Genomic DNA, 25,242 nt, shown 5'->3' with positions numbered 1-25,242 from the left:
AGTGCCCGCGAACTTCGGAAGGTTGTCAGCCGGTCAGACGCCGTCTGGAACCATCCATCCCCGCCCTATGACGCGGACGGTAGATAAAGAACAAGGTTAGGGCCTGTTGCGAAAGTCCCGCCGTCCGCCCAGAGGGGGGCCCTGCGGCGTCGTGGGGCCCCCGCGCGAGGTTGTTCGAGCGTGGGGGAGCGTGCCGGGCGTCGCGGGGCACGCGGGACTGTGCAACAGGCCCTAACGGGCGGTCACCGCCAGTTTGGCCCCGAGCGCCACGAACGACCCGGCGAACGTCCGTCGCAGCCACGTCATCACCCTCGGCCGTGAGGTGACGTGGCTGCGGACCGAGGCGGCGAGCACTCCGTAGAGGGCGAAGACGACGAACGTCGCCAGCATGAACACACCGCTCAGACCCAGCATGCGCGGCAGGGCGTGCTGGGCGGCCGGGTCCACGAACTGCGGCAGGAACGCGACGAAGAAGATCGTCAGCTTCGGGTTGAGCAGATTGATCAGCACGCCCCGCACGATCACGCGCCCGGCGGAGAGCGGCGCGGCCTCCTCGTCGACGTCGATGGCGCGCCGGTCCCGCAGGGTCGCCCAGGCCATGTACAGCAGATAGCCGACTCCGGCGTACTTGACGACCTGGAAGGCCGCGGCGCTCGCGTTCAGCAGGGCCGCGAGCCCGGTCACGGTGGCCAGCACGTGCGGCACGATGCCGAGCGTGCACGCGAAGGCGGCGACCACGCTCGCCCGCCGGCCGTGGGACAGCCCGGCAGCGAGGGTGTAGACGACGCCGGTGCCGGGGGTGGCGACGACGACCAGGGTGGTGAGGAGGAAGGCGAGGCTCATGCCCGCCAGCCTGTCGCCGCACCGGTCCCCGATACAGGTCCAATCCGGCACCTGCATCGGGGACCACCGCAACGCGGTTGCGGCAGAGGTCAGCTGCCCACCAGGCGACCCGCCAGGTAGCCCTCGATCTGGTCCAGCGACACGCGCTCCTGCTTCATCGAGTCCCGCTCGCGCACCGTCACCGCGTTGTCCTCGAGCGTGTCGAAGTCGACCGTCACGCAGTACGGCGTGCCGATCTCGTCCTGGCGGCGGTAGCGGCGGCCGATGGCGCCGGCGTCGTCGAACTCGATGTTCCAGTTCTGCCGCAGGGCCTGGGCGAGGCCCTTGGCCTTCGGGGACAGCTCGGGGTTGCGGGAGAGCGGGAGCACCGCGACCTTGACCGGGGCCAGCCGGTGGTCGAGGCGCAGCACCGTGCGCTTCTCCAGCTTGCCCTTGGCGTTGGGGGCCTCGTCCTCGACGTAGGCGTCCAGCAGGAACGCCAGCATCGCGCGGCCGACACCGGCCGCGGGCTCGATGACGTACGGCGTCCAGCGCTCCTGGGCCTCCTGGTCGTAGTAGACGAGGTCCTGGCCGGAGGCCTTGGAGTGGGCGGTGAGGTCGTAGTCGGTGCGGTTGGCCACACCCTCGAGCTCGCCCCACTCGTTGCCGCCGAACTGGAAGCGGTACTCGATGTCAGCGGTGCGCTTGGAGTAGTGGGAGAGCTTCTCCTGCGGGTGCTCGTACCACCGCATGTTCTCCTCGCGCAGGCCGAGACCGGTGTACCAGTTCCAGCGCTGCTCCATCCAGTACTCCTGCCACTTCTCGTCCTCGCCCGGCTTGACGAAGAACTCCATCTCCATCTGCTCGAACTCGCGGGTGCGGAAGATGAAGTTGCCGGGCGTGATCTCGTTGCGGAAGGACTTGCCCATCTGCGCGATGCCGAACGGCGGCTTCTTGCGCGCGGCGGTCTGCACCAGGGCGAAGTTGGTGAAGATGCCCTGCGCGGTCTCGGGGCGCAGGTAGGCGACGGAGCCGCTGTCCTGCGTCGGGCCGAGGTGCGTGGAGAGCAGACCGGAGAACTGCTTGGGCTCGGTGAACTGGCCCTTGTTGCCGCAGTTGGGGCAGTTGACGTCGGCCAGGCCGTTCTCCGGGAGGCGACCGTGCTTGGCCTCGTAGGCCTCCTCCAGGTGGTCGGCGCGGAACCGCTTGTGACAGGAGGTGCACTCGGTCAGCGGGTCCGTGAAGGTGGCGACGTGGCCGGAGGCGACCCAGACCTCGGGGGCCAGGATCACGGACGAGTCGAGACCGACCACGTCCTCGCGCGACGTCACCATGTAGCGCCACCACTGGCGCTTCAGGTTCTCCTTGAGCTCGACACCCAGCGGTCCGTAGTCCCAGGCGGCGCGCTGGCCGCCGTAGATCTCACTGCAGGGGAATACGAAGCCACGGCGCTTGCTCAGGCTGACGATGGTGTCGATCTTGTCGGCGGCCACGGTGCTCTCTTCATTACGACGACGGGCGACGAAGCGAGACGCTTCAGAGCGAATGCTTCAGGGTACCGGCGGGGGCTCCCCCTCAATCAAATCGGTTCCGGTCGGATCGTTTATTGACAACGGTTTCCATGTCAGATGAAAATGACTGTCATGAACGTACGACGACAGCACATAACCGGGGTGGCCGTGGCGGCCGTCACCGCCCTCGGCCTCACCACCCTCTCCGCCTGCTCCTCCGCCGGTGCCGCCGCGGCCGGTGACGGCAAGTTCGACGTCGTCGCGTCGTTCTATCCGATGGCCTTCCTCGCCGAGCGGATCGGCGGCGCCCACGTCCACGTCACCAGCCTCACCCAGCCCGGCCAGGAACCGCACGACCTGGAGATCAGCGCCCAGCAGACCGCGCGGCTGCAGGAGTCCGACGCGGTGCTGTACCTGAAGAACCTCCAGCCCTCCGTCGACGAGGCGGTGGCCCAGTCCGGCGTGAAGACGAAGATCGACGCCGCCTCCCTCACCTCGCTGGAGAAGCACGGCAACGAGGTCGGCGGCCACGCGGCCTCCCACGACGACTCCAAGAACGAGGAGCTGGCCGGCCTCGACCCGCACATCTGGCTCGACCCGGTGCGCTACGCCCACGTCGCCGAGGGGGTCGGCGCCGCCTTCGAGAAGGCCGACCCCAAGAACGCGGCCGACTACAAGAAGAACACCGCGGCCCTGGTCAAGAGGCTCGACGAGCTGAACAAGCAGTTCGAGGACGGGCTCGCGCACACCCGGTCAAAGGTCTTCATCACCACCCACGCCGCCTTCGGCTACCTCGCCGAGCGCTACGGCCTGACCGAGGAGGCCATCAACGGCCTCGACCCCGAGTCCGAGCCGAGCGCGGCGCGGGTGCGCGCCCTGGAGCAGCTGGCGAAGGCCGACCACGTCACCACGGTCTTCTACGAGACGCTCGTCAGCGACAAGACCGCGAAGACCGTCGCCTCCGACGCCGGTCTGAGGACGGACGTCCTGGACCCGATCGAGGGCATCACCGCCAAGTCCCGCGGCAGGGACTACTTCTCCGTGCAGGAGGCCAACCTCAAGGCGCTGCAGACGGCCCTGGGGACGAAGTGACACCGAAGGACGCGGAGGACGGCATGACCGAGCCCGTCATATCCCTGCGGGGGGTCACCGCCGAGCTGGGCTCGCGCCCCGTGCTGCGCGGCATCGACCTCACCGTGGCACGGGGGGAGGTCGTCGCGCTGCTCGGCGCCAACGGCTCCGGCAAGTCGACGGCGGTCCGGACGGTCATCGGCCAGGTGCCGGTGAGCGCCGGGGAGATCGAGCTGTTCGGGACGCCGAGAAGGCGGTTCCGGGACTGGGCGCGCGTGGGGTACGTACCGCAGCGCACCACGGCCGCGGGCGGTGTCCCGGCGACCGTCACCGAGATCGTCTCCTCGGGACGGCTCTCCCGGACCCGCTTCGGCGTCCTGCGCCGGGCCGACCACGCGGCCGTGCGCCGGGCGCTGGAGCTGGTCGGGATGACGGACCGGGCGAAGGACTCCGTGAACGCCCTCTCCGGCGGCCAGCACCAGCGCGTCCTGATCGCCCGCGCGCTCGCCGCCGAACCCGAACTGCTGATCATGGACGAGCCGATGGCGGGCGTGGACCTGGCGAGTCAGGAGGTGCTGGCGCGGACGCTCAGGGAGCAGGTGGCGGCCGGTTCGACCGTCCTGCTCGTGCTGCACGAACTCGGGCCGCTGGAGCCGCTGATCGACCGCGCGGTCGTGCTCCGCGACGGCTGCGTGACGCACGACGGACCGCCGCCGCCCGCACTCGGGCAGCACGCCCTTCCCGGCCACGACCACGTACATCCCCACGGGCCGATCCGCACGGGGCTGCTGAGCTGATGGGACTGTGATGGACTTCCTCGACTACGCCTTCATGCAGCGAGCCCTGCTCGCCGCCGTCCTGGTCGGCATCACGGCCCCGGCGATCGGCATCTACCTCGTCCAGCGCCGCCAGGCCCTGATGGGCGACGGCATCGGGCATGTCGCGATGACGGGTGTCGGCCTCGGCTTCCTGCTCTCGGCCTCCCCCGTGTGGATGGCGACCCTCACGTCCGTGCTGGGCGCGATCCTCATGGAGCTCATCCGCTGGTACGGCCGCACCCGCGGCGACATCGCCCTCGCCATGCTCTTCTACGGCGGTATGGCGGGCGGGGTGATGTTCATCAACCTCGCGCCCGGCGGCTCCAACGCGAACCTGACGTCGTACCTCTTCGGATCGCTCTCGACGGTCTCGCCGTCGGACGTGACGGCGATCTGTCTGCTGGCGGGCTTCGTCGTGCTGGTCACCCTCGGTCTGCGCCGGCAACTGTTCGCGGTGAGCCAGGACGAGGAGTTCGCGCGGGTGACGGGGCTGCCGGTGCGGGCGCTGAACCTGCTCACCGCGGTCACGGCGGCCGTGACGGTGACGGTCGCGATGCGGGTGGTGGGGCTGCTGCTGGTCAGCGCGCTGATGGTGGTGCCGGTAGCCGCGGCCCAGCAGCTCAGCCGGAGCTTCGCGGCGACGTTCGCGATCGCGGTGGCCATCGGCGTGTCGGTGACCCTCGGCGGCACGATCACCTCGTACTACCAGGACGTGCCGCCCGGGGCGACGATCGTGCTGCTGACCATCGCGGCCTTCGTCCTGCTGACCGCCCTCGCCGCCCCTCTCGCCCGCCGCCGCGCCCGTGCGGCCGCCGCCGCGCGGCCCGCCGGCGACCCCGTGGAGTGCGCGATTCCGGCCGGTCGGGAGGCCGGGGGGAAGGTCGGCGTCTGACCGCCCACAGCCCGGGCTGGCACAATGACCGGGCAGGCGCAGACGCGACCCTCGTGAAGGAGGAACCGGTGACGACCGCTGGACCGCCCGTGAAGGGCCGTGCCACCCGGCAGCGGGCCGCCGTGGCGGCAGCCCTGGACGAGGTCGACGAGTTCCGCAGCGCGCAGGAGCTTCACGACATGCTCAAGCACAAGGGCGACTCGGTCGGCCTCACCACGGTCTACCGCACCCTGCAGTCCCTCGCCGACGCCGGCGAGGTCGACGTCCTGCGCACCTCCGACGGCGAGTCGGTCTACCGCCGCTGCTCGACCGGCGAGCACCACCACCACCTGGTCTGCCGCGTCTGCGGCAAGGCGGTGGAGGTGGAGGGCCCGGCGGTCGAGAAATGGGCGGAGGCCATCGCCGCCGAACACGGCTACGTCAACGTGGCCCACACGGTGGAGATCTTCGGCACCTGCGCGGACTGCGCCGCAGGTTGAGCCGGTCAGGGTGCGGCCGCGCCCTGTGCTCACAGCCTGAGGAACGCACGGGCCTGGAGGCGGGGGGCTTCACGACGTGGTGTCGTCGCCCCTCATCGCCGCCTCCATGGCGAGCAGTTCCTCGTTCGGCACGGCGCCGCCGAAGCGGCGGTCGCGGGAGGCGAACTCGACGCACGCCCGCCACAGGTCACGGCGGTCGAAGTCGGGCCAGAGCACGTCCTGGAAGACCATCTCGGCGTAGGCGCTCTGCCAGAGCAGGTAGTTGGAGGTGCGCTGCTCGCCGCTGGGCCGCAGGAACAGGTCCACGTCCGGCATGTCCGGGTAGTACAGGTACTTGGCGAGGGTCTTCTCGTTGACCTTGCCGGGATCCAGGCGGCCCGCCGCCACGTCCTCGGCGAGCGCCTTCGCCGCGTCGGCGATCTCCGCGCGGCCGCCGTAGTTCATGCAGAAGTACAGGGTCAGCCGGTCGTTGTCCTTCGTCTGCTCCTGGGCGACCTGGAGCTCCTTGGCGACCGACTTCCACAGCTTGGGCATCCGGCCCACCCAACGCACCCGGACGCCCAGTTCGTCGAGCGTGTCCCGGCTCTTGCGGATGAAGTCGCGGTTGAAGTTCATCAGGAAGCGGACCTCGTCGGGCGAACGCTTCCAGTTCTCGGTGGAGAAGGCGTACAGCGAGATGCTGCCGACGCCCATCTCGATCGCGCCCTGCAGCACGTCCACGACGCGCTCGGCGCCGACCTTGTGGCCCTCGGTGCGGGGCAGTCCGCGCTGCTTGGCCCAGCGGCCGTTCCCATCCATGACGATCGCCACATGGTTGGGGACGAGCTCACCCGGGAGCTTCGGCGCGCGGGCGCCCGACGGGTGCGGCTCCGGCGCCTTGTACTCGCGGCGCCGGCTTCCCAGGATCCCGCGTACGACCATGTGCTTCTCGTCTCCTCTTACCGCTTACTTCTCTACGTAACGAAGCGAACGCAGTCCGCGTTCCAGATGCCAGTGCAGATACGCGGACACCAGCCCGCTCCCCTCCCGGACGTACCGCGGCTCGCACGCGTCCGCGGTCTCCCAGTCTCCCGTAAGCAGCGCGCCGAGGAGGTCCAGGGTCTGCGGAGACGGTACGACACTGCCGGCCACCCGGCAGTCGGCGCAGACCGAGCCGCCGGAGGCGACGGAGAAGAACCGGTTCGGCCCGGGCAGCCCGCACTTGGCGCAGTCGCTGAAGCTGGGCGCGTAGCCGTTGACGGCGAGGGAGCGCAGCAGGAAGGCGTCGAGGACGAGGTGCGGGGCGTGCTCGCCGCGGGCCAGCGTCCGCAGGGCGCCGACGAGCAACAGGTACTGCTGGACCGCCGGCTCGCCCTCGTGGTCCGTGAAGCGCTCGGCGGTCTCCAGCATGGCGGTGCCCGCGGTGTAGCGGGCGTAGTCGCTCACGATCCCCCCGCCGTACGGGGCGATGGTCTCGCTCTGCGTGCACAGCGGCAGCCCGCGCCCCACCAGCTCGCTCCCCCGCACGAAGAACTGCACGTCGACATGGGAGAAGGGTTCGAGCCGCGCCCCGAACTTCGACTTGGTCCGCCGCACACCGCGGGCCACGGCCCGCACCCGCCCGTGCCCGCGCGTGAGCAGCGTGATGATGCGGTCCGCCTCACCGAGCTTCTGGGTGCGCAGCACGATGCCGTCGTCGCGGAACAGGCTCATGGGCCCCATTCTCGCCCACCGCGGGGGCCTCCCGCACAGCCCCCGGATCGGCGTCCCACTCCTTGCCACCGCCGAAGGGTCTCAGCTGGACGTACGGCCCCTCGTGGCCCATCACGATCCCGGCCTTCCCGGTACACGTGTCCACGACATGACTGCCGACCGGTGGTTTGGGGGGCTTCATTTCCTCTCCTTAACGACCGTAATAAAAGCGACTCGGAATTCCGGGCGGAGGTGAGACCCGGCACTCCAGCGTGCTTCCCCTTCCCTTTTTGATTTCACGCTTTTGCTGCCGATAACGGCGTACAGCCCCTAAAATCGGCAGGAGTCTGCGCACTTCACGCGTCTGACGGAGGGACAGCGGAATTCACCGGGGCCGTACGGACACCAGCCCGGCCTCGTACGCCAGGATGACCAGCTGGACGCGGTCCCGCGCGTCGAGTTTGGTCAGCAGCCGGGTGAGGTACGTCTTCGCGGTCGCGACGCTGATGCACAGCTCGGCCGCGATCTCCGTGTTGGACAGGCCGGAGCCGACCAGGGTGAGGACCTCGCGTTCGCGGTCCGTGATACCGGTCAGTTCCCGGCGGCCGACGGCCGGTTCGGGGCGTGCGGCGAAGTCGTGGATGAGGCGGCGGGTCACGCTCGGCGCGATCAGCGCGTCACCGGCCGCCACGACGCGCACCGCGCCGATGATGTCGTCCAGCCCCATGTCCTTGACCAAGAAGCCGGACGCGCCGGCCCGCAGGGCGCCGTAGACGTGGTCGTCGTCGTCGAAGGTGGTCAGGACGACCACCCGGGCGTCGGAGCCGGAGGCGGTGATGCGGCGGGTGGCCTCGATGCCGTCCATGCCCGGCATGCGGATGTCCATGACGACGACGTCCGGGGCGAGTTCGGCCGTCAGCCGTACGGCCTCCGTGCCGTCCGCCGCCTCGCCGACCACCTCCAGGTCGTCGAGCTCGGCCATCACCATGCTCAGCGCGGTGCGGATGAGTTCCTGGTCGTCGGCGAGGACGACCCGTACCGCCCGGTCCGTCATCGCACGCCTGCCGGTACCGGCAGGCGCGCCGCGACCCGGAAACCGCCCTCGGGGCGGGGGGCCGCCGTGAACTCGCCGTGCAGCAGGGCGACCCGCTCGCGCATCCCGGCCAGACCGAACCCGGTGTCGGTGCGGGCGCCGTGGCCGCGGCCCTCGTCGGTGATCTCGAGGGTGAGGTCGTCGTCGGTGTAGCGCAGGGTGACCTGGCACCGGGGGGTTCCCGCGTGCCGGACCACGTTCGTCACCGACTCCTGGATGATCCGGAACGCCGACAGGTCGATCTCCGGCGGGAGCCGGCGGGGCTCGCCGAGGCGCCGTACCTCCACCCGTACGCCCGCCGCGGTCGTCGTGGCCGCCAGGCGGTCGACGTCGTCCAGGCCCGCCGGGATCGCGTCGCCGGTGCCGCCGTCGTCCGCCGCCCGCAGCGCGACCAGCATGCGGCGCAGGCCGGCCAGTGTCTCGCGGCCCTCGGTCTCCACCGCCCGCATGGCCGCGAGGGCCGCCTCGGGACGGGTCCCGGCCACCCGGGCCGCGGCGCCCGCCTGGAGGGCGATGATGCCGATGCTGTGGGCGACGGTGTCGTGCATCTCACGGGCAATGCGCAGCCGTTCGGCGGTGACGGCCCGGCCCGCGTGCTCGGCGCTCAGGCGTTCGGCGTGCAGTCGGGACTGGTGGCTGGAGTTGCCGAGCAGCCAGGCGATGACGGTGACGAGGGCGACGGCCAGTTCGGGTCCCGTACCGGCGACCCAGCCGCACAGCATCCGCACCGATACGTAGACGGCCAGGGTGCCGACCGCCAGGGCCAGGGCGATGAGCGCGGTGCGCCGGGGATGGGCCGCGGCGATGAAGTACAGCGCGACGATGGTGGTGAGGTACTGCGCCAGGGGGAGCTCACCCACGCCGAGGGTGGTCGTCTCGACGACCGCGGCGAGGATCGTCCACGTCAGCGCGCGCAGCGGCCTGCGTTGCAGCAGCCGGGCGCCCCGGAACGCCAGCACGGTGGACACTGCCAGGAACAGCATCCCGTCCCAGCGGTAGAGCTGGGCCGCCGGCCACTGGCTGGGCTCCAGCTCGCCGGGCAGCCGGAACGTCGTCACCAGCGTGAACAGCGTGCTCACGCACCACACGACCGCCGTCCAGTCACCCGGCGACAGACGCTTGAGCAGGGGCTGCGGAGGCGGGGTGGCGGACATGCCGTGATCGTAGGCGGCCCCTCCCGCGCCGGTCATCGGCCCGGGGACGTACAACCACGGTCGACAGCCGGTCCGGACGAGTGTCAGCGTCCGCCCGATGCCCGGGACCACCCGCCCGCGCGACCGTGGTCCACATGATCGAAGTCGAACAGCTCACCAAGCGGTACGGCCCCACGACCGCCGTACGCGACCTGTCCTTCACCGTCCGCCCCGGCCATGTCACCGGCTTCCTCGGCCCCAACGGCGCGGGCAAGACCACCACCCTGCGGATGCTGCTGGGCCTCGTCGAGCCGACGTCCGGCACGGCGACGATCAGCGGCCACTCCTTCCGCCGCCATCCCCGCGGTCTGCACCACGTCGGCGCCCTCCTCGACGCGCACGACGTGCACGGCGGCCGCAGCGCGCGGGCGCATCTGCACGCGCTGGCCCGCGGCAACCGGATCCCGCGCCGCCGGGTGGACGAGGTGCTCGCCGAGGTCGGTCTCACCGACGCGGCGGCCCGGCGCCGGGTCGGCACCTTCTCGCTCGGCATGAAGCAGCGGCTGGGCATCGCGGCCGCCCTGCTCGGCGACCCACCGGTGCTGATGTTCGACGAACCCCTCAACGGACTCGATCCGGAAGGGGTGTTGTGGGTGCGGGAGCTGTTCCGGCGGCTGGCCCACGAGGGCCGTACCGTCCTCGTCTCCAGTCACCTCATGTCCGAGATGGAGCACACCGCCGACGAGCTGGTCGTCATCGGCCGGGGCGAGCTGATCGCCGCCGAGAGCCTGGCCCATTTCGCCGCACGCGGTACGGCGCCGACCGTGACGGTGCGCACGCCGGACGCCGGCCCGCTGGCCGCCGTACTTCAGGCGCAGGGCGCGGTGGTGGCGCCGGACGACGTGGAGACGCTGCGGGTGAGCGGGGCGAGTGCGGTGCGGGTCGGTGAGATCGCCCATGAACACCGCTTCCTTCTCTGGGAGTTGTCGACGTCGGCCGCCTCCCTGGAGACCGCGTTCATGGAACTGACCGCCGACCGTGTCGAGTACCTCGCCGGAGACCGCCGATGACCACGCTCGCTCCGCCCGCCGCCCGCTTCACCGACCTGCTGGCCGCCGAGTGGATCAAACTCCGTTCCCTGCGCTCCACTTACTGGGCCCTCGGTGCGAGCGCCCTGGCCCTGGTCGCCTTCAACACGAACGCGGCCCGCGCCGACTACGTCAACTACCCGCACTACGACGGCCCGATCCACCGCGACTTCGTCTACTGGGCGCTGCGGGACGCCTTCACCCAGGGCGCCGCCCTGATGCTGGTGCTGGCGTGCGCGGGCATCGGCGCGATCACGATCGTCGGCGAGTACGCGACGGGCCTGATCCGCACGACCTTCACCGCCGTCCCGGACCGCCGGGCGCTGGTCGCGGCGAAGGTGGTCGTGGTGACGGCGGTGATGACGCTGTACGGCGCGCTGGTCGCGGGCGCCTCCTTCGCGGCGACCCAGGCCGTCCTCGACGGCCGGGGCGCGGGCGTGTCGATCGGGTTTCCCGGCGCCTGGCGCGTGGTCGTGGCGTCGGCGCTGCTGGCCCCGGTGAGCGCGCTGGTCGGCATGGGCATGGGGGCGCTGATCCGGCACAGCGCCACGACGATGGTCCTGACGACCCTCGTGCTGCTCCTGCTGCCGTCCTTCGTCACCGACACCTACCACTGGACCGCCTGCGTGCGGAACGCGCTGCCCTTCAACGCCTGGGTGCGGCTCGTCGACATCGGATACGGCACCCATCCCTTCACCCTGGTCTCCAAGTACCCGACGACCGTCGCGGGCGAGTGGGTCGTGTTCGGGGTGTGGGCGGCGGTGAGCGCGGTGGTCGCGGTGGTGGCCGTCGACCGGCGGGACGTCTGAGAAACCCGCGGCCGGCGGTGGGGTAAACCCCCTTCGCGACAAGCCAGTTGACCGGATGGGGCGGGCGGTGCGGATCCGCGAGGCTCATGGCCATGACGAAGAGCATCCGCACCGCCTCACTGGTCGCCGCCACCGGGGTCGTCCTCGGTCTTCTCGCGCCGGTCACCGCCTCCGCCCGCCCCGAGCAGACCCTCCACTGGACCAAGTGCCAGGGCGCCGGCCTCGATCCGCGTCAGGAGTGCGCGACCCTCGCCGTGCCGATGGACTACGCCCACCCCGACGGCGCACGGATCGACCTCGCCGTCTCCCGTATCCCGGCCGAGAACCCGTCCGCCCGCCGGGGCGCGCTGCTGCTCGTTCCCGGCGGGCCGGGCGGGGACAGCCTGGGCGACCCCTCCGGCAAGGGGCAGAAGCTGCCGCAGGGCGTCCGGGACTCCTACGACCTGATCGGTTTCGCTCCGCGCGGCAACGCGCCCTCCACCTCCGTCAGTTGCGGCCTCGAACACCGTGACCTCGCCGTCACCGCGCTGCGCCCCTGGCCCGGCCCCGACGGATCCGTCGACCGGAACATGGCCACCGCCCGCCGCATGGCGGACGCCTGCGCCCGCAACGGCGGCGAGCTGCTGCGGCACATCAGCACCGTCGACAACGCCCGTGACATCGACCGGATCCGGGCCGCCCTCGGCGACCGCGAGCTCTCCGCGTGGGGGGTCTCGTACGGGACGTACGTCGCGGCCGTCTACGCCCAGCTCTTCCCGCAGCGCACCGACCGGATCGTGCTCGACAGCAGCGGCAACCCGGATCCGGTCCGGGCCGAACGCGCCTGGCTGCAGGCGTACGAGGTCGGCGTCGAGGACAACTTCCCCGAGTTCGCCAGGTGGGCGTCGACGCCCGGCAGTCCGTACCGCCTCGCTCCCACGGCCGCCGAGGTGCGCCCGCTCTTCCTGCGCCTCGCCGCCCGCCTGGACCGCGAGCCGATCCCCTGGCCCGGCGCCAACCCCGAGGAGCTGAACGGCGACGTCCTGCGCCAGACCCTGCTGAACAGCCTCTACGACCCCGACGACTATCCCACCGCGGCCCGGCTGATCCTGGCCGCGCTGAAGGGCGGGGCGCTGCCCGCGCCGCAGTCCCCGCCGGACGAGGTGATGCAGAACTACACCGCGGTCGGCGCCGCCACCATCTGCAACGACGCCGCCTGGCCCCGGTCGGCCGGCGTGTACCGGAAGGGCGTCGAGGAGAGCCGCGCCAAGTACCCGCTGACGGCGGGCATGCCCCGTAACGCGATGGTGTGCGCCGCCTGGCCGTGGCAGCCGAAGCGGGCACCCGTGCGGATCACCGACCAGGGGCCCGCCGACGTACTGCTCGTGCAGGACGTACGCGATGTGGCGACCCCGCTGAGCAGCGCCCTGAAGATGCGCGAGGCGTTCGGCCGCCGCGCGGTCATGGTCACGGTGAACTCCACCGGCCACGACGCCTATCTCGACAACGGCAACGCGTGCGGCGACGAGACGGTCTCGCGGTTCCTGGCGACGGGCGAGCGGCCGCGGCGGGACGTCTACTGCGGGTGAGCGCACCGGGCGTAACGGCGGGCGAGGGCGTGGAAGGCCTCCTTCGGCTCCCAGTGCCAGCCCGAACGCGGGTCGTCCGGGAGGTTCTTGATGACCTTGGTGATGCTGTAGCTCGCCATGTCGAGGTCCTTGCGCGGGTCGTCCGCGCGGTGCGGGGCGTCAGGGGTGACGAACTCGAAGGCCATCGCCGCGTACAGCCCCATCGCCTCGAACACCGACAGCACGTCGAGGAGGTAGGCGGCCTGGGTGTGCTCGCTGCGGACCAGGTGTCCCTTGATCTCGCCCTTGTCGTAGTCGACGACGTCCCAGCCCATGCCGCCCGCCTCGGGGGCGCCGACGTAGGTGCAGGTGCCGAACTCGGTGATGGCGAGGGGCTTGCCCCAGCGCTGGTAGCGCCTCAACTCCCGTATGTAGTCGGAGTGGTGGCGGAAGGACGAGTAGTAGTCGATGCCGACGACGTCGAACAGCCGCCAGTCGACCTTGTCGTCCTGGGCGGCGGCATAGCTCAGGTCGCCGTGGAAGACGGACCGCCCGAGTGCCGCCGCCTTCGCGGTGAAGCGGTCGAGGCGGCGCTGCATCGCCACGGGGTCGACCTTCCCGTCCAGGAGGTTGCGGACCCGCTCCAGGACCGTCTCCCCCGGCACGATCCCGGGCACGAACAGCCAGAACTCACAACCCACGCTGAAGTCGACGCTCGCCCCCTGCCGCCGCAGCCGCTCCGCGAACCGCCCGCACTCGGCCATGTGCTCGAGGACGTCCCGCTCCGGGGCGTCCGCGAGGGTCGGCTGCAGCCATACGTGCAGTCCCCGCTCGGCGGCCTCGGCGGCGGTGGCGGTGAGCCGTTCGACACCGTCGCCGGTCACGTCGACGGTGTCCGCGTGCAGGCGGTCGCGGATGGCCCGGACGTCGCGCCGCATCCGGGCGGCACTCCACGCGGTCCCCGGGGTCTCCCCCTCGCCGACGGTGTAGACGACCCCCCGGTGACGGAGGCCGCGGCGTCCCACGGCGGTCGCGGGCCGGGTCGCCGCCGCGACCGACACGGCCGCGGCCCCCGCCAGGAACCGCGCCCGGCTGATCCCCTTCGTCTCATCCATGCCCCCAGCGTGGCGCCCGCGTTCCCGCCCCGCCGTCCGCCGATGGTCTACGGTCCGGCAACCAAGGAATGACGTACGACGTCGGTCAGGGAAGAGATCGACGTCCCGAACCGAGCGAAGGAGAGCACGATCCCAGGCGCACCCATCTCCCGGACGACCCGACGCACCCTCCTCACCGCGGGCACCGCCGGAGCGGCCACGCTCCTGCTGAGCGCCCCCGCCCGCGCCGCCACCGAGCCCCTGCGCGACCTGGAACGGCGGCACGGCGCCCGTCTCGGCGTCTTCGCGCACGATGTCCGCACCCGGCGGACCGTCACCCACCGCGCCGACGAGCGCTTCCCCGTCTGCTCCGTCTTCAAGACCCTGGCCGCGGCGGCCGTCCTGCGTGACCTGGACCGGCACGGCGAGGTCCTGTCCCGGCGGATCCACTACACCGAGGCCGATCTCGTCGACGGCTCCGACCACACCCGCGCGCACCTGTCGGAGGGCATGACGGTCGCCGGACTGGCCGACGTGGCGATCCGCTACAGCGACAACACCGCCGGCAACCTCCTGCTGCGCGAGTTGGGCGGCCCGACGGCGATCACCCGCTTCGCGCGTTCCGTCGGAGACCCGGTGACTCGTCTGGACCGCTGGGAGACGGAGCTCAACTCGGCCGAGCCCTGGCGCGTCACGGACACGACGAGCCCGCGCGCCATCGGACGGTCGTACGCCCGTCTGGTCCTCGGCGGCGCCCTGAACCGCCCGGACCGCGCCCTGCTGACGCACTGGCTGCTGAACAACACGACCAGCGCACGGCGTTTCCGCGCCGGGCTGCCGGCGGACTGGACGGTCGCCGACAAGACGGGCTCGGGCTCCTACGGCACGGCGAACGACGTCGGCGTCGCCTGGACCGCGACCGGCGGTCCCGTCGTCCTGGCGGTCCTGACGACCAAGCCGGACCCCGAGGCCGCCTACGACGACGCGCTGGTGGCGGAGGCCGCCGCGCTGGTGGCGGACGCGCTCAGTCGATGAAGGTCCGCACGTACCGCTTCTGCCAGGGCGTCTCCACGGCCCGCCGGTCGTAGTGCCGGCGTACGAAGTCCACGGCCTCCTCGGCCGGCACCCCGTCCAGCACCGCCAGACACGCCAGTGCCGTCCCGGTACGCCCCCGGCCGCCGCCGCAGGCGACCTCGACCCGCTCATGCGCGGCCCGCTCCCAGGCCGCGGTGAGTGCGGCGCGGGCCGCCGGGCGGTCGCCGGGCAGCCGGAAGTCCGGCCAGCGGATCCAGGTGAACTCCCAGGGCACGGGCGGGGGTTGGCCGCCGAGGAGGTAGAGGGCGTACGAGGGTGGGGGCGCCCCGGGCGGGAGGGGCCGGCGCAGTCCCCGGCCCCGGATCAGCCGGCCGGAGGGCAGGCGCAGCACGCCGGGGTCCGCGGGGTTCCACGTGTCCGTCATCCGGTCAGCGTACGGCGCTCGCCGCCGCGGGCCGACGGGGCGTCAACTCGGCCATAACAGCACGTCATTGGTCCGACCTCTGACGGCTACGCCATTCGTGTGCGTTCCCTTGACCGCCCTGTGGGCCACTCCTAGGGTCGCGGCTGACGCCAGGACGTAGGACGTCGTATCTCCTCACCGCTGGAGGAACCGTGCACCGCCGGACCTTCCTGAAGCACACCGGCGCGCTGGGCGCGGCGGCGGCCGTCTCCGCGTCCCTGTCCGCCTGCTCGTGGGGGCCGCAGTCCACGATCGACACCGGGAGCGGCGGCGGCGAGGACCGCACGCTCACCGCCGTCATCGGCTACGGGAACGACGGCAGCTGGGACCCCACACAGACCGCGTCGGCCTTCTGCATGGCCGCCAACAACCACGTCTACGAGGGGCTGCTGGACACCGACCCGATCTCCCGCGAGCCGTACGCGGCGCTCGCGACCGAGGTGCCCACGGACCTCCACGCCACGACCTGGCGTTTCACGCTCCGGCAGGGCGCGACCTTCCACGACGGCAGGCCCGTCACCGCCGATGACGTGGTCTTCGTCTTCGACCGCATCCTCGACCCGAAGACCCAGACCCTCGCCAAGGGCTTCTTCGCGAGCTGGCTGAGGCAGGTCCGGAAGGTCGACGCGCGCACGGTCGAGCTGGTGCTCGCGTTCCCCTTCCCCGAAGGGGCTGCACGGCTCACCATCGCCAAGATCATGCCGAGGCACGTCTTCTCCCGGCCCGGCGCCTGGGACGACGCGATCAGGGGACTGGCGGTCGGCTCGGGGCCGTACCGGCAGACCGCGCACCACCCGAAGTCGAACACGACCTTCGCGGCCTTCGAGCACTACAACGGCCCGCGCCCGCCGGCCTTCCGGAGGATGAACTGGCTGACGATCGTGGACGCGGCCCCGCGCGTGGCCCGCGTCTCCGGCGTGAGCGCGGGCGCGCAGATCGCCGACAACATCCCGTACGCCGACATCGAGCAGCTCAGAAGCGGCGGGCTGTCGGTCGCGGGCGGAGCCGGGATGAACAACCTGTTCCTGATGTTCAACACCCGGCACAAGCCCTTCGACGACGTACGGGTGCGGCAGGCGCTGCACTACGCCATCGACACCGAGAAGATGGTGCGGGTCGCGCTCAAGGGGCACGGGAAGCCGTCGTCCTCCTTCCTGAACGAGGGCAACCCGGCCTACCGGCGGGCGAGGACCGTCTACGACCACGACCCCGAGAAGGCGAAGGCGCTGCTGAAGGCGGCCGGGGTCAGCGGGCTGAGGGTCGACGTCCTCGCGGTGAACGTGAGTTGGATCGTCGACTGTCTGCCGACCGTCAAGGCGTCCTGGGACGCGATCGGGGTGCGGACCACCCTCTCACCGCAGGAGACGACCGCCGTCTTCACCAAGCTGGACCAGAAGCGGGACTACCAGGTCGTGGCCGCCGCCTCGAACCCCAACCAGTTCGGCCTCGACGCCGACCTGATCATGCACTACAACTACGGCCCCGCCAACCTCTGGATGGGCTACAGCCGTTGGGCCGACGACCCGGTCGCCAAGCGGCTCTTCTCGGACATGGACCGGGCGACCCGGGAGCCCGACCCGGAGAGGAAGAGGGCGATGATCCAGGACTACATCGACATCGTCGCCGAGCAGGCCGTGCTCTACCCGGTCGTCCACAACGAGCTGATGACGGCGTGGGATCCGCGCAGGCTGAGGGGGATAAGGGCACAGCCGTACCCCGGCATCAACCTGCTCCGGGCGACATGGGTCTAGGGGCACCGTCGTGATCGCCGTCCTGCGCGTCCTCGTCCGCCGTGTCGCCCTGCTCGTGCCGCTGATGCTCGGCGTGGTGCTGTTCGTCTTCCTGGTGATGCGCTTCTCCGACGTCGACCCGGCGTCCGCGTTCTTCCAGGGCTCCAACCCGACCGCGCGACAGCTGCACGACTTCCGTGAGCGCAACGGCCTGCTCGACCCGCTGCCCGTGCGCTACGTCCACTTCGTCGGCGGTCTGCTCCACGGCGACCTCGGCACCAGCGCCCTGACCCGCGCCCCGGTCCTCGACCAGGTCGCCACCGCGCTGCCGCTCACCCTCCAGCTCACCTTCCTGGGCCTGGCGATCGCCGTGGTGCTGTCCCTGCTCGGCGGGGTCACGGCGGCCATCCACCGCGACCGCCTCCCCGACCAGATCATCCGGGTCGTCTCCCTCATCGGCGTCGCGGCCCCCGCCTTCTGGCTGGCGCTGCTGATGATCCAGTACCTGGCGGTCGACCGGGGCTGGTTCCCGACCGGCGGCTACATCAACCCGGCCGACTCGCTCACGGGCTGGCTGCGGACCATGACCCTGCCCGCCCTGGCCCTGTCACTGCCGGTCGCGGCCCAACTCACCCGGATCGTCAGGACGTCGGTGGTGGAGGAGCTGGACAAGGACTACGTCCGGACGGCGATCGGCAGCGGACTGCCGCCGCGTGTCGTCGTGGGCCGCAACGTCCTGCGCAACGCGCTCGTCAACCCGCTGACCGTGCTCGGGCTGCGCGTCGGCTATCTGCTCGGCGGCGCCGTCGTCATCGAGACGATCTTCGCGCTGCCCGGCATGGGCAAGCTGATGATCGACGCCGTGCAGAACGGCGACCCGGCGGTCGTGCAGGGCGTCGTCCTGACGACCGCGACCGGGTTCGTCGTGGTCAACCTCGTCATCGACGTCCTGTACCTGCTGCTCAACCCACGCCTCAGGGAGGCGTCATGACGCTCCCCACCCGCAAGGGCCTCGCCGGGGTCCTGTCCCGACCGGGGCTGCGTCCGCGCGGATGGCGGCGGCTCCCGCCGCTGTCGAAGGCCGCCGTCTGCTTCCTGGCCGTCGTCGTCCTGGTCGCCCTGCTGGCCCCGCTGATCGCGCCGGACGACCCGCTCGACCAGCAGCCGCTCGTCGACGACACCGGGCATCCGTCCGCCGAGCACTGGATGGGCCAGGACAGCCTCGGCCGGGACATCCTCAGCCGGCTGATGTACGGCGCCCGCTGGTCGCTGGCCATCGGGCTCGGCGCGACCGCGCTCGCGCTGGTCGTGGGAGCGCTGATCGGGGCGGTCGCCGCGACCTCGCGCAAGGGGGTCGACGAGACGCTGATGCGCTGCCTGGACGTGGTGATGGCGTTCCCCGGCATCGCGCTGGCCGCCGTGCTGGTGGCGGTCTTCGGGGGCGGGATCACGGTGTTGATCTGCGCGATCGCGTTCCTGTTCACCCCGCCGGTGGCACGGGTCGTGCGGGCCAACGTCCTCGACCAGTACGGCGAGGACTATGTGACGGCGGAACGGGTGATCGGCGCCCGGACCCCGCACATCGTGCTGCGCCATGTAGCGGTCAACTGCGCCGCCCCAGTGCTGGTGTTCTGCACCGTGCAGGTCGCCGAGGCGGTCGTCTTCGAGGCCTCGCTGTCGTTCGCCGGGGCGGGGGTCCGGCCGCCGGACCCGTCCTGGGGCAGTGTCATCGCGGACGGCAAGAACATGGTGCTGACCGGGGGGTGGTGGGCGACCGTCTTTCCCGGGCTGCTGATGCTGGTGACCGTGCTGTCGTTGAACGTCCTGTCCGAGGGCGTGTCGGACGCGTGGGCCGTCCCGGCGGGACGTGAGGTGGAGGTGCGGGGCGAGGACGACCCGGTTCAGGCTCCGGAGCCGGGGAGCGGGGAAGTGCTGCGGCTGCCCGGGCTGGCGGCGGCAGCGGCGCGGCTGCGTACCAGGGCCCGTCCCCTCCCCCAGGGGCGGCAACCCGTGCTCGCGGTGGAGGACCTCACCATCGGCTTCGACTCCCGGCACGGCGGCGTCGACATCGTGGACGGCATCAGCTTCGAGGTACGGCCCGGTGAGGTGCTGGGGCTTGTCGGGGAGTCGGGATGCGGCAAGTCGCTGACCGCCCTGACCGTCATGGGACTCCAGCCGAAAGGCGCCCGGGTCGGTGGTCAAGTCCGCTTCCAACAGCGGGAGTTGCTCGCCGAACCGCTGCGGGTACGGCGTCGGCTGCTGGGGCACGAGATGGCGATGGTCTACCAGGACGCGCTGTCCTCCCTGAACCCGGCGATGACCGTCCGCGCCCAGCTCAAGCAGGTCGTACGGCGCGGCGGCCACCGCGCTCCCGCCGAACTGCTCGCCCTGGTCGGCCTCGACCCCGACCGCACCCTGCGCAGCTACCCGCACGAACTCTCCGGCGGCCAGCGGCAGCGGGTCCTGATCGCCATGGCCCTCTCCCGCGAGCCGAGACTGATCATCGCCGACGAGCCGACGACCGCGCTGGACGTGACGGTCCAGGCGCAGGTCATGGAGCTGCTGCTGCGGCTGCGCGAGGAGCTGGGGTTCGCGCTGATCCTCGTCTCGCACGACCTGGCGCTGGTCGCGGACGTCACCGACCGGGTGGTGGTGATGTACGGCGGGCAGATCGTGGAGACGGGCGTCACCGCCGACCTGGTCGAGGAGCCGGCCCACCACTACACGCGCGGACTGCTGGGCAGCGTGCTGTCCCTGGAGTCCGCCGAGGAGCGCATGACCCAGATCAGGGGCGTCGTCCCGTCCCCCGCCGACTTCCCGGCCGGCTGCCGCTTCGCCGACCGCTGCCCGCTCGCCACCGGCGTCTGCCGCACCACCCCGCCCGACCTGCTCGGCACGCCCGCGCACACGGCGGCCTGTCACCACCCCGCGGTCGATCTCGTGACGTCGTCGGAGGCGGTGCAGTGAACGCGATCGTCGAGCTGTCCGGCGCCCATGTCGTCCACCGGGCCCGCAGCGGCGGCCTGTTCACCCGCGACCGGGTGTACGCCCTCACCGGCGCCGACCTCGCCGTCGCACCCGGCGAGACGGTCGGCGTCGTCGGCGAGTCCGGCTGCGGCAAGTCGACGCTGGCGAAGGTGCTGGTCGGCATCCAGCGGCCGACCGGGGGCACGGTGTCCTTCCGGGGCCGCGACCTGTGGTCGATGCCGCCCGCCGAACGCCGGACCACTCTCGGCACCGGCACCGGAATGGTCTTCCAGGACCCCTCGACCGCCCTGAACCGCCGGCTGCCGGTACGGCGGATCCTGCGCGACCCGCTGGACGTGCACCGGCACGGCACGACCGCCGAACGCGAGGACCGGGTACGGGAGTTGATGGGACTTGTCGGTCTGCCCCGCGCCCTCGCCTCCGCCCTGCCCGGCCAGTTGTCCGGCGGTCAGCGCCAACGGGTGGCGATCGCACGGGCGTTGGCCCTGGACCCCGAGCTGGTCGTGGCGGACGAACCCACGAGCGCCCTCGACGTCTCCGTCCGCGCCCAGATCCTCAACCTCCTCCTCGACCTGAGGGAGCGCCTGGGCCTCGCCCTGGTCTTCGTCTCGCACGACATCCAGACGGTACGGCGGATGAGCGACCGCGTGATCACCATGTACCTCGGCAGGATCGTGGAGGAGTCCCCGGCCACCGAGGTCACGGACCGGGCCCGGCACCCCTACACCCGGGCCCTGTTCTCGGCGACCCCCGGACTGCTGCGTCCCGTCGAGCCGATCCCCCTCACCGGCCCGGTGCCGTCGGCGACCCGGCCGCCCTCCGGTTGTCCCTTCCGTACCCGCTGCTGGAAGGCGGACGGCCGGTGCGCGTCCGAGATGCCGGAATTCTCGGCCGCGTCGGCGCCCGGTCACCGGTTCCGCTGCCACCATCCTGTTCAGGAGGCCGAATCGACGCGCGACCTCGTACGGCAGAACCACCCCAGGGAGCCCTCATGACCCTTCCCACCCCGCTGACCGGTGTCGTCCCGCCCGTCTGCACGCCCCTGACACCGGACCGCGAGGTGGACGTCCCCTCGCTGCTCAGGCTGGTCGACCATCTGGTGGACGCCGGGGTGGACGCGCTGTTCGTGCTGGGGTCCTCGTCGGAGGCGGCCTATCTGACCGACGGGCAGCGGCGGCTGGTCGTGGAGTCGGTGGCCGCCCATGTGTCGGGCCGGCTCCCCGTCCTGGCCGGGGTGATCGACATGACGACCCCCCGCGTCCTGGACCACGTGCGGGCCGTGACCTCGGCGGGAGCGGACGCGGTGGTGGTGACGGCCCCCTTCTACACCCGCACCCACCCCGCCGAGATCGCCCGCCACTTCCGCCTGGTCGCGCAGGGTTCCCCGGTCCCGGTGATCGCCTACGACATCCCGGTGGCCGTCCACACGAAACTCCCCGCCGACCTGGTCCTCGCCCTCGCCGCCGACGGCACCCTCGCGGGGCTGAAGGACTCCAGCGGCGACCTGGCCGCCTTCCGCGAGGTCGTCACCGGCGCCCGCGCCCTGCCCGGCTTCAGCGTCCTGACCGGCTCGGAACTGGTCGTCGACTCCGCCCTCGCGCTCGGCGCCGACGGAGCCGTCCCGGGCCTCGCCAACGTAGACCCCCATGGCTACGTCCGTCTCGTCCGTCTGTGCCGGGACGGTGACTGGGAGCGGGCGCGGGGCGAACAGGAGCGGCTGTGCGCCCTGTTCCGGCTGGTGGGCGCCGGCGACCCGGCCCGTATGGGCGGCAGCTCGTCGGCGCTGGGCGCCTTCAAGGCGGCGCTGCACCTGCGGGGCGTCATCGACTGCCCGGCGACGGCGGAGCCCCAGGTGCCGCTGTCACCGGAGGAGGTGGAACGGATCGGCAAGTACCTCGCCGCCGCCGGACTGCACTGAGGGCTCCGCCGGGAGTGCCGCCCGCGGCTCAGAGCCCGTCGACCGGCAGCCTGCGGAACTCGATCGTGTCGTACGGGCCGGTCGTGCCCGTCTCGTACAGCAGGCCGACCGTCCGGGCGTCCACCTGGGTCAGGTCGGAGTAGGCGGCCGGCTGGTCGGCGAGGGTCAGGGACCTCGTGAAGGTCGCTCCGGCGTCCGCGCTGCTCCAGACGGCCATCGAGCGGCGGACGGTCGGGACGGACGGGGCCGAGAAGAGCAACGGGGCTTCCGGTCCCGCGAGTTGGAGGACGCTGCCCTCGACGACCGGGGCGTCGTCGAGGGTGGGCTGCCCGGCATAGGGGTGCTCGACGCTCTCGCCGCCGTCCCCGGAGTAGGTGTCCACCCGGTTGCCGGGGGTCGTGCCGTTCTGGTCGCGGGAGTTGAAGTACAGCCGTCCGTCGGGGAGTTGAGCGGCGGTCGACTCGTTGGCGTTGACCACGCCGTCGTAGGTGTCGTCCGTGAACCCGATGTGCCAGCTGTCTCCGCCGTCGTCGCTGTAGATGTCGTGCGCGCCGTAGTACCTGGCCTCCGCGCCGGTGTCGGGGGAACCGGCGGGCGGCGGGCCGGAGTGGTTGGCGGCGACCACCAGGCGGCCGGCGTGCGGGCCGCGGGTGAGGGCGACCGCGTGGCCCGGCCCCGTCGCGTACCACCGCCAGTCCGGCCGCTTCACCTGGGCCGTGATCTCGCGGGGCGCGGAGAAGGTCAGCCCGTCGTCCCGGCTGCGCTGCACGAACACCCGCCGTCCCCGCTCGGGTGTCACCTCCCCGCGCATGATCTGCGCCTCCGTCACAGCCCCGCTGTTGTAGCAGGTCACCAGCACGATCGCCCCGGTGCGCGGATCGAGGACCGGCGCCGGATTGCCCCGCGTGTCCCCGTCCCCGGCGGCCACCACCCGCAACGGTCCCCAGGTGCAGCCGCCGTCGTCCGAACGGCGCAGGACGACGTCGATGTGCCCGGTGTCGGAGGGGCTGTTGTGCCGTCCCTCGGCGAAGGCGAGCACGGTGCCCCGCCGGGTCGTGACGGTCGCCGGGACGCGGTAGGTGTCGTAGCCGCCCTCGTCGGAGACGTAGGGGACGGAGGACGTGCAGCCGTGGGCGGTGGAGGCGTGCGCCGTCGCCGTGGTGGGCGCGAGGACCGCGAGGGTGACGAGGAGGGTGCGGCTCAGGAGGGTCACGGGTCCATGGTTCCCGGAGTCACCAGTCCCGACTCGTAGGCCACCATCACCAGCTGCGCCCGGTCCCGCGCCCCGAGCTTGCCCATGATCCGGCTGACATGGGTCTTGGCGGTGAGCGGGCTCAGCCCCAACGCCTCGGCGATCTCCGCGTTGTTCAGGCCTCGCGCCACCAGCGCCAGCACCTCCCGCTCCCGGTCCGACAGACACTCCGGGCCGCCCGTCGCCGGCGTCGACGGGCTGCGCAGGAACCGCTCGATCAGCCGTGCCGTGGGCCCCGGCGAGAGCAGGGCCTCGCCCGCGGCCACGGTACGGACGGCGTCGAGGAGTTCGGCCGGACGGGTGTCCTTGACCAGGAAGCCGGAGGCTCCGGCGCGCAACGCCTCGACGATGTTCTCGTCGGTGTCGTAGGTGGTGAGGACGAGGACCCGGACGTCCCTCAGCTCCGCGTCCGCGGCGATGAGCCGGGTCGCCTCGATGCCGTCCAGGTCCGGCATCCGGATGTCCATCACCACCAGGTCGGGTCGCTCGGCGCGGGTCAGCTCCACCGCCTCCCGGCCGGTGCCCGCCTGGCCGACGACGTCCATGTCCCGCGCCGACTCCACCAGCATCGCGAAGGCGGCCCGTACCAGCGTCTGGTCGTCGGCGAGCAGCACGCGGATGGTCATCCCGCCCCTTCCCCCGTGATCGTCAGCGGCAGCACGGCGGTGACCCCGAAGCCGCCCTCCCGCCGTGGCCCGGCGTCGAGTGTGCCACCCACGCTGCGGGCCCGCTCCCGCATGCCGGCCAGCCCGAATCCGGGCGCGGTGCCGGGGTCGGGGCAGGCACCGTCGTCGGTGACGGACAGGCGCAGGGCCCCGTCCGTCTCGTACACCTCGACCCTTACGGCGGCCTCGGGCCCGGCGTGCCGCACGGCGTTGGTCAGCGCCTCCTGGACGATCCGGTAGGCGGCCGCGCCCACGGCCGGCGGCGCCTGCCGCGCCCGTAGCGACGGCTCGACGCGCGCGCCCGCGAGCCGTGCCGTCCGAACGAGGTCGGGCAGTCCGTCGAGGCCGGGCAGCGGGCCGCGTCCGTCGCCGTTCTCGGAGGCCCGCAGCACCTCCAGGGTGGTGCGCAGTTCACCGCGTGCCGTCCGGCAGGTCTCCGCGATGTCGTCCAGCGCCTTGGCGACGGTCTCCCGGTCCAGGCGCTCGGGGTCGGCGCCGAGGACGTGCGCGGCCACCGAGGTCTGCACGCCGATCAGGGTGATGCTGTGGGCGAGCAGGTCGTGCAGGTCGCGGGCGATCCGCAGGCGTTCCTCGGCGACCCGGCGGCGGGCCTCCTCCTCGCGGGTGCGTTCGGCGCGCTCGGCCCGCTCGACGATCGCGGCGACGTACTGCCGGTAGTAGCGGACGTCGACCCCGCAGAACAGGGTGGCGATCACCCAGCCGGAGATGCGCAGCAGCTCGACCGCCATGTGGGTGCTGACGGTGAGCATGGCGCCGGTGGAGACGCCGAGGACGACGACGCCCGCCAGGATGGTGCGCAGCGGGCGGCCGGTGACGGCGACCGTGTAGAGCGCGACGATCGTGGCCGGGGTCGCCGCGAAGTGGTTGTTCTGCAGGGCGTGGTACGGCACGAGCAGCACGAGCCCCGTGACCAGGACGAGCAGGGGACGGCGCCGCCGCCACACCAGCGGCACGTGCGCGGCCAGCAGCAGCGTCCAGCCGAGCGCGTCCGGCCGGCGGCCGGGGTCGGTGAACAGCGCCAGGCACACGGCCGCGGCACAGAGCACGGCGGCGAGGACGGCGTCGTTGCGGGTGCCGTGCGGGGCGGTGCGCGGGTCGCGGTTGACCACCGCCATGATCCGGTCGGCCCGACGCGGCACGGT

25 protein-coding genes are annotated in these 25,242 nt (G+C 71.9%); 13 read left to right on the top strand and 12 right to left on the bottom strand.

The annotated features are described in order from the left end of the window. Positions 1 to 231 precede the first annotated feature (231 nt). Both ABZ453_RS01980 and ABZ453_RS01975 read right to left on the bottom strand, forming a co-directional pair. The gene (locus ABZ453_RS01980) at positions 232 to 843 is read right to left on the bottom strand and encodes a LysE family translocator (RefSeq protein ID WP_359010558.1); all 612 of its coding nucleotides are present in this window, start codon (positions 841 to 843) and stop codon (positions 232 to 234) included. Positions 844 to 932: 89 nt separating this feature from the next. Next, positions 933 to 2,315 carry a glycine--tRNA ligase gene (locus ABZ453_RS01975; protein WP_359010556.1) on the bottom strand — a complete coding sequence of 461 codons (1,383 nt, stop codon included), beginning with the start codon at positions 2,313 to 2,315 and terminating at the stop codon, positions 933 to 935. 150 nt (positions 2,316 to 2,465) lie between these two features. Here ABZ453_RS01975 and ABZ453_RS01970 point away from each other — a divergent pair, with 150 nt between their 5' ends. The 4 genes from ABZ453_RS01970 to ABZ453_RS01955 all read left to right on the top strand — a co-directional run bounded on the left by ABZ453_RS01970 (position 2,466) and on the right by ABZ453_RS01955 (position 5,593). Continuing rightward, complete coding sequence (locus tag ABZ453_RS01970) at positions 2,466 to 3,425, top strand: metal ABC transporter substrate-binding protein (RefSeq protein ID WP_359010554.1); 960 nt, start codon at positions 2,466 to 2,468, stop codon at positions 3,423 to 3,425. 23 nt (positions 3,426 to 3,448) lie between these two features. After that, a complete protein-coding gene (locus tag ABZ453_RS01965; protein ID WP_359010552.1) occupies positions 3,449 to 4,201 on the top strand; it encodes a metal ABC transporter ATP-binding protein in 753 nt (250 codons plus the stop codon). Positions 4,202 to 4,211: 10 nt separating this feature from the next. Continuing rightward, positions 4,212 to 5,114: a metal ABC transporter permease gene (locus ABZ453_RS01960; RefSeq protein ID WP_359010550.1), complete on the top strand. Its 903-nt coding sequence runs from the start codon at positions 4,212 to 4,214 to the stop codon at positions 5,112 to 5,114. Between the two features lie 68 nt (positions 5,115 to 5,182). Continuing rightward, positions 5,183 to 5,593 (top strand): transcriptional repressor, encoded by a 411-nt coding sequence (locus ABZ453_RS01955; RefSeq protein ID WP_359010548.1) that lies wholly within the window; start codon positions 5,183 to 5,185, stop codon positions 5,591 to 5,593. 69 nt (positions 5,594 to 5,662) lie between these two features. Here the strand turns inward: ABZ453_RS01955 and ABZ453_RS01950 are convergent, their stop codons facing one another. From ABZ453_RS01950 to ABZ453_RS01930, 5 genes are all read right to left on the bottom strand, one after another. Next, entirely contained in the window at positions 5,663 to 6,514 is an 852-nt protein-coding gene (locus tag ABZ453_RS01950; RefSeq protein ID WP_359010546.1) for an isoprenyl transferase, read from the bottom strand. A gap of 24 nt (positions 6,515 to 6,538) precedes the next feature. Then, on the bottom strand, positions 6,539 to 7,285 hold the full coding sequence (gene recO, locus ABZ453_RS01945; RefSeq protein WP_359010544.1) for a DNA repair protein RecO: 747 nt from the start codon (positions 7,283 to 7,285) through the stop codon (positions 6,539 to 6,541). Beyond that, positions 7,233 to 7,466: a hypothetical protein gene (locus ABZ453_RS01940; protein WP_359010542.1), complete on the bottom strand. Its 234-nt coding sequence runs from the start codon at positions 7,464 to 7,466 to the stop codon at positions 7,233 to 7,235. The genes recO and ABZ453_RS01940 overlap by 53 nt, the downstream gene beginning before the upstream one ends. Positions 7,467 to 7,649: 183 nt before the next feature. Further along, positions 7,650 to 8,318 (bottom strand): response regulator transcription factor, encoded by a 669-nt coding sequence (locus tag ABZ453_RS01935; protein WP_359010540.1) that lies wholly within the window; start codon positions 8,316 to 8,318, stop codon positions 7,650 to 7,652. Then, the gene (locus tag ABZ453_RS01930) at positions 8,315 to 9,511 is read right to left on the bottom strand and encodes a sensor histidine kinase (protein WP_359010538.1); all 1,197 of its coding nucleotides are present in this window, start codon (positions 9,509 to 9,511) and stop codon (positions 8,315 to 8,317) included. The genes ABZ453_RS01935 and ABZ453_RS01930 overlap by 4 nt, the downstream gene beginning before the upstream one ends. 134 nt (positions 9,512 to 9,645) lie before the next feature. Here ABZ453_RS01930 and ABZ453_RS01925 point away from each other — a divergent pair, with 134 nt between their 5' ends. The 3 genes from ABZ453_RS01925 to ABZ453_RS01915 all read left to right on the top strand — a co-directional run bounded on the left by ABZ453_RS01925 (position 9,646) and on the right by ABZ453_RS01915 (position 12,955). Then, entirely contained in the window at positions 9,646 to 10,560 is a 915-nt protein-coding gene (locus tag ABZ453_RS01925; RefSeq protein WP_359010536.1) for an ABC transporter ATP-binding protein, read from the top strand. Beyond that, positions 10,557 to 11,387 carry an ABC transporter permease gene (locus ABZ453_RS01920; protein ID WP_359010534.1) on the top strand — a complete coding sequence of 277 codons (831 nt, stop codon included), beginning with the start codon at positions 10,557 to 10,559 and terminating at the stop codon, positions 11,385 to 11,387. The genes ABZ453_RS01925 and ABZ453_RS01920 overlap by 4 nt, the downstream gene beginning before the upstream one ends. A 92-nt stretch (positions 11,388 to 11,479) precedes the next feature. Next, a complete protein-coding gene (locus tag ABZ453_RS01915) occupies positions 11,480 to 12,955 on the top strand; it encodes an alpha/beta hydrolase (RefSeq protein ID WP_359010532.1) in 1,476 nt (491 codons plus the stop codon). Here ABZ453_RS01915 and ABZ453_RS01910 read toward each other — a convergent pair. Next, positions 12,943 to 14,049 (bottom strand): abortive phage infection protein, encoded by a 1,107-nt coding sequence (locus ABZ453_RS01910; protein WP_359010530.1) that lies wholly within the window; start codon positions 14,047 to 14,049, stop codon positions 12,943 to 12,945. The two genes, ABZ453_RS01915 and ABZ453_RS01910, sit on opposite strands and share 13 nt — an antisense overlap. Before the next feature lie 144 nt (positions 14,050 to 14,193). On the opposite strand from ABZ453_RS01910, the gene bla reads away from it, so the two are divergent. Further along, entirely contained in the window at positions 14,194 to 15,063 is an 870-nt protein-coding gene (gene bla, locus ABZ453_RS01905; RefSeq protein WP_359010588.1) for a class A beta-lactamase, read from the top strand. On the opposite strand, the gene ABZ453_RS01900 is transcribed toward bla, so the two are convergent. After that, positions 15,053 to 15,487, bottom strand: coding sequence for a protein-tyrosine phosphatase family protein (locus ABZ453_RS01900; protein WP_359010528.1), 435 nt, complete (start codon positions 15,485 to 15,487; stop codon positions 15,053 to 15,055). The genes bla and ABZ453_RS01900 overlap by 11 nt on opposite strands. A 191-nt stretch (positions 15,488 to 15,678) precedes the next feature. Here ABZ453_RS01900 and ABZ453_RS01895 point away from each other — a divergent pair, with 191 nt between their 5' ends. Genes ABZ453_RS01895 through ABZ453_RS01875 form a run of 5 tightly spaced genes read left to right on the top strand, consistent with a single transcriptional unit; the run spans position 15,679 to position 22,162 of the window. After that, entirely contained in the window at positions 15,679 to 17,277 is a 1,599-nt protein-coding gene (locus tag ABZ453_RS01895) for an ABC transporter substrate-binding protein (protein ID WP_359010527.1), read from the top strand. 10 nt (positions 17,278 to 17,287) lie between these two features. Then, the gene (locus ABZ453_RS01890) at positions 17,288 to 18,247 is read left to right on the top strand and encodes an ABC transporter permease (protein ID WP_359010525.1); all 960 of its coding nucleotides are present in this window, start codon (positions 17,288 to 17,290) and stop codon (positions 18,245 to 18,247) included. Beyond that, positions 18,244 to 20,223 (top strand): dipeptide/oligopeptide/nickel ABC transporter permease/ATP-binding protein, encoded by a 1,980-nt coding sequence (locus tag ABZ453_RS01885; protein WP_359010523.1) that lies wholly within the window; start codon positions 18,244 to 18,246, stop codon positions 20,221 to 20,223. The genes ABZ453_RS01890 and ABZ453_RS01885 overlap by 4 nt, the downstream gene beginning before the upstream one ends. Then, positions 20,220 to 21,239, top strand: a complete 1,020-nt coding sequence (locus ABZ453_RS01880; RefSeq protein ID WP_359010521.1) for an ABC transporter ATP-binding protein — start codon at positions 20,220 to 20,222, stop codon at positions 21,237 to 21,239. Before ABZ453_RS01885 ends, ABZ453_RS01880 begins: the two co-directional genes overlap by 4 nt. Further along, complete coding sequence (locus tag ABZ453_RS01875; protein ID WP_359010519.1) at positions 21,236 to 22,162, top strand: dihydrodipicolinate synthase family protein; 927 nt, start codon at positions 21,236 to 21,238, stop codon at positions 22,160 to 22,162. The genes ABZ453_RS01880 and ABZ453_RS01875 overlap by 4 nt, the downstream gene beginning before the upstream one ends. A gap of 28 nt (positions 22,163 to 22,190) precedes the next feature. Here ABZ453_RS01875 and ABZ453_RS01870 read toward each other — a convergent pair whose 3' ends face one another. From ABZ453_RS01870 to ABZ453_RS01860, 3 genes are read right to left on the bottom strand one after another with little or no spacing between them, the layout of a single operon-like run. Beyond that, positions 22,191 to 23,375, bottom strand: a complete 1,185-nt coding sequence (locus ABZ453_RS01870; RefSeq protein WP_359010517.1) for a sialidase family protein — start codon at positions 23,373 to 23,375, stop codon at positions 22,191 to 22,193. Beyond that, positions 23,372 to 24,040 carry a response regulator transcription factor gene (locus tag ABZ453_RS01865; RefSeq protein ID WP_359010515.1) on the bottom strand — a complete coding sequence of 223 codons (669 nt, stop codon included), beginning with the start codon at positions 24,038 to 24,040 and terminating at the stop codon, positions 23,372 to 23,374. Before ABZ453_RS01865 ends, ABZ453_RS01870 begins: the two co-directional genes overlap by 4 nt. Next, entirely contained in the window at positions 24,037 to 25,215 is a 1,179-nt protein-coding gene (locus ABZ453_RS01860) for a sensor histidine kinase (protein WP_359010586.1), read from the bottom strand. The genes ABZ453_RS01865 and ABZ453_RS01860 overlap by 4 nt, the downstream gene beginning before the upstream one ends. Positions 25,216 to 25,242 lie beyond the last annotated feature (27 nt).

The sequence above is a fragment of the Streptomyces sp. NPDC005799 genome (assembly GCF_040630525.1).
Lineage (GTDB): Bacteria > Actinomycetota > Actinomycetes > Streptomycetales > Streptomycetaceae > Streptomyces > Streptomyces griseorubiginosus_B.
Note: the sequence above shows the minus strand (reverse complement) of the source record. Positions and strands in the feature narration are given on the sequence as shown.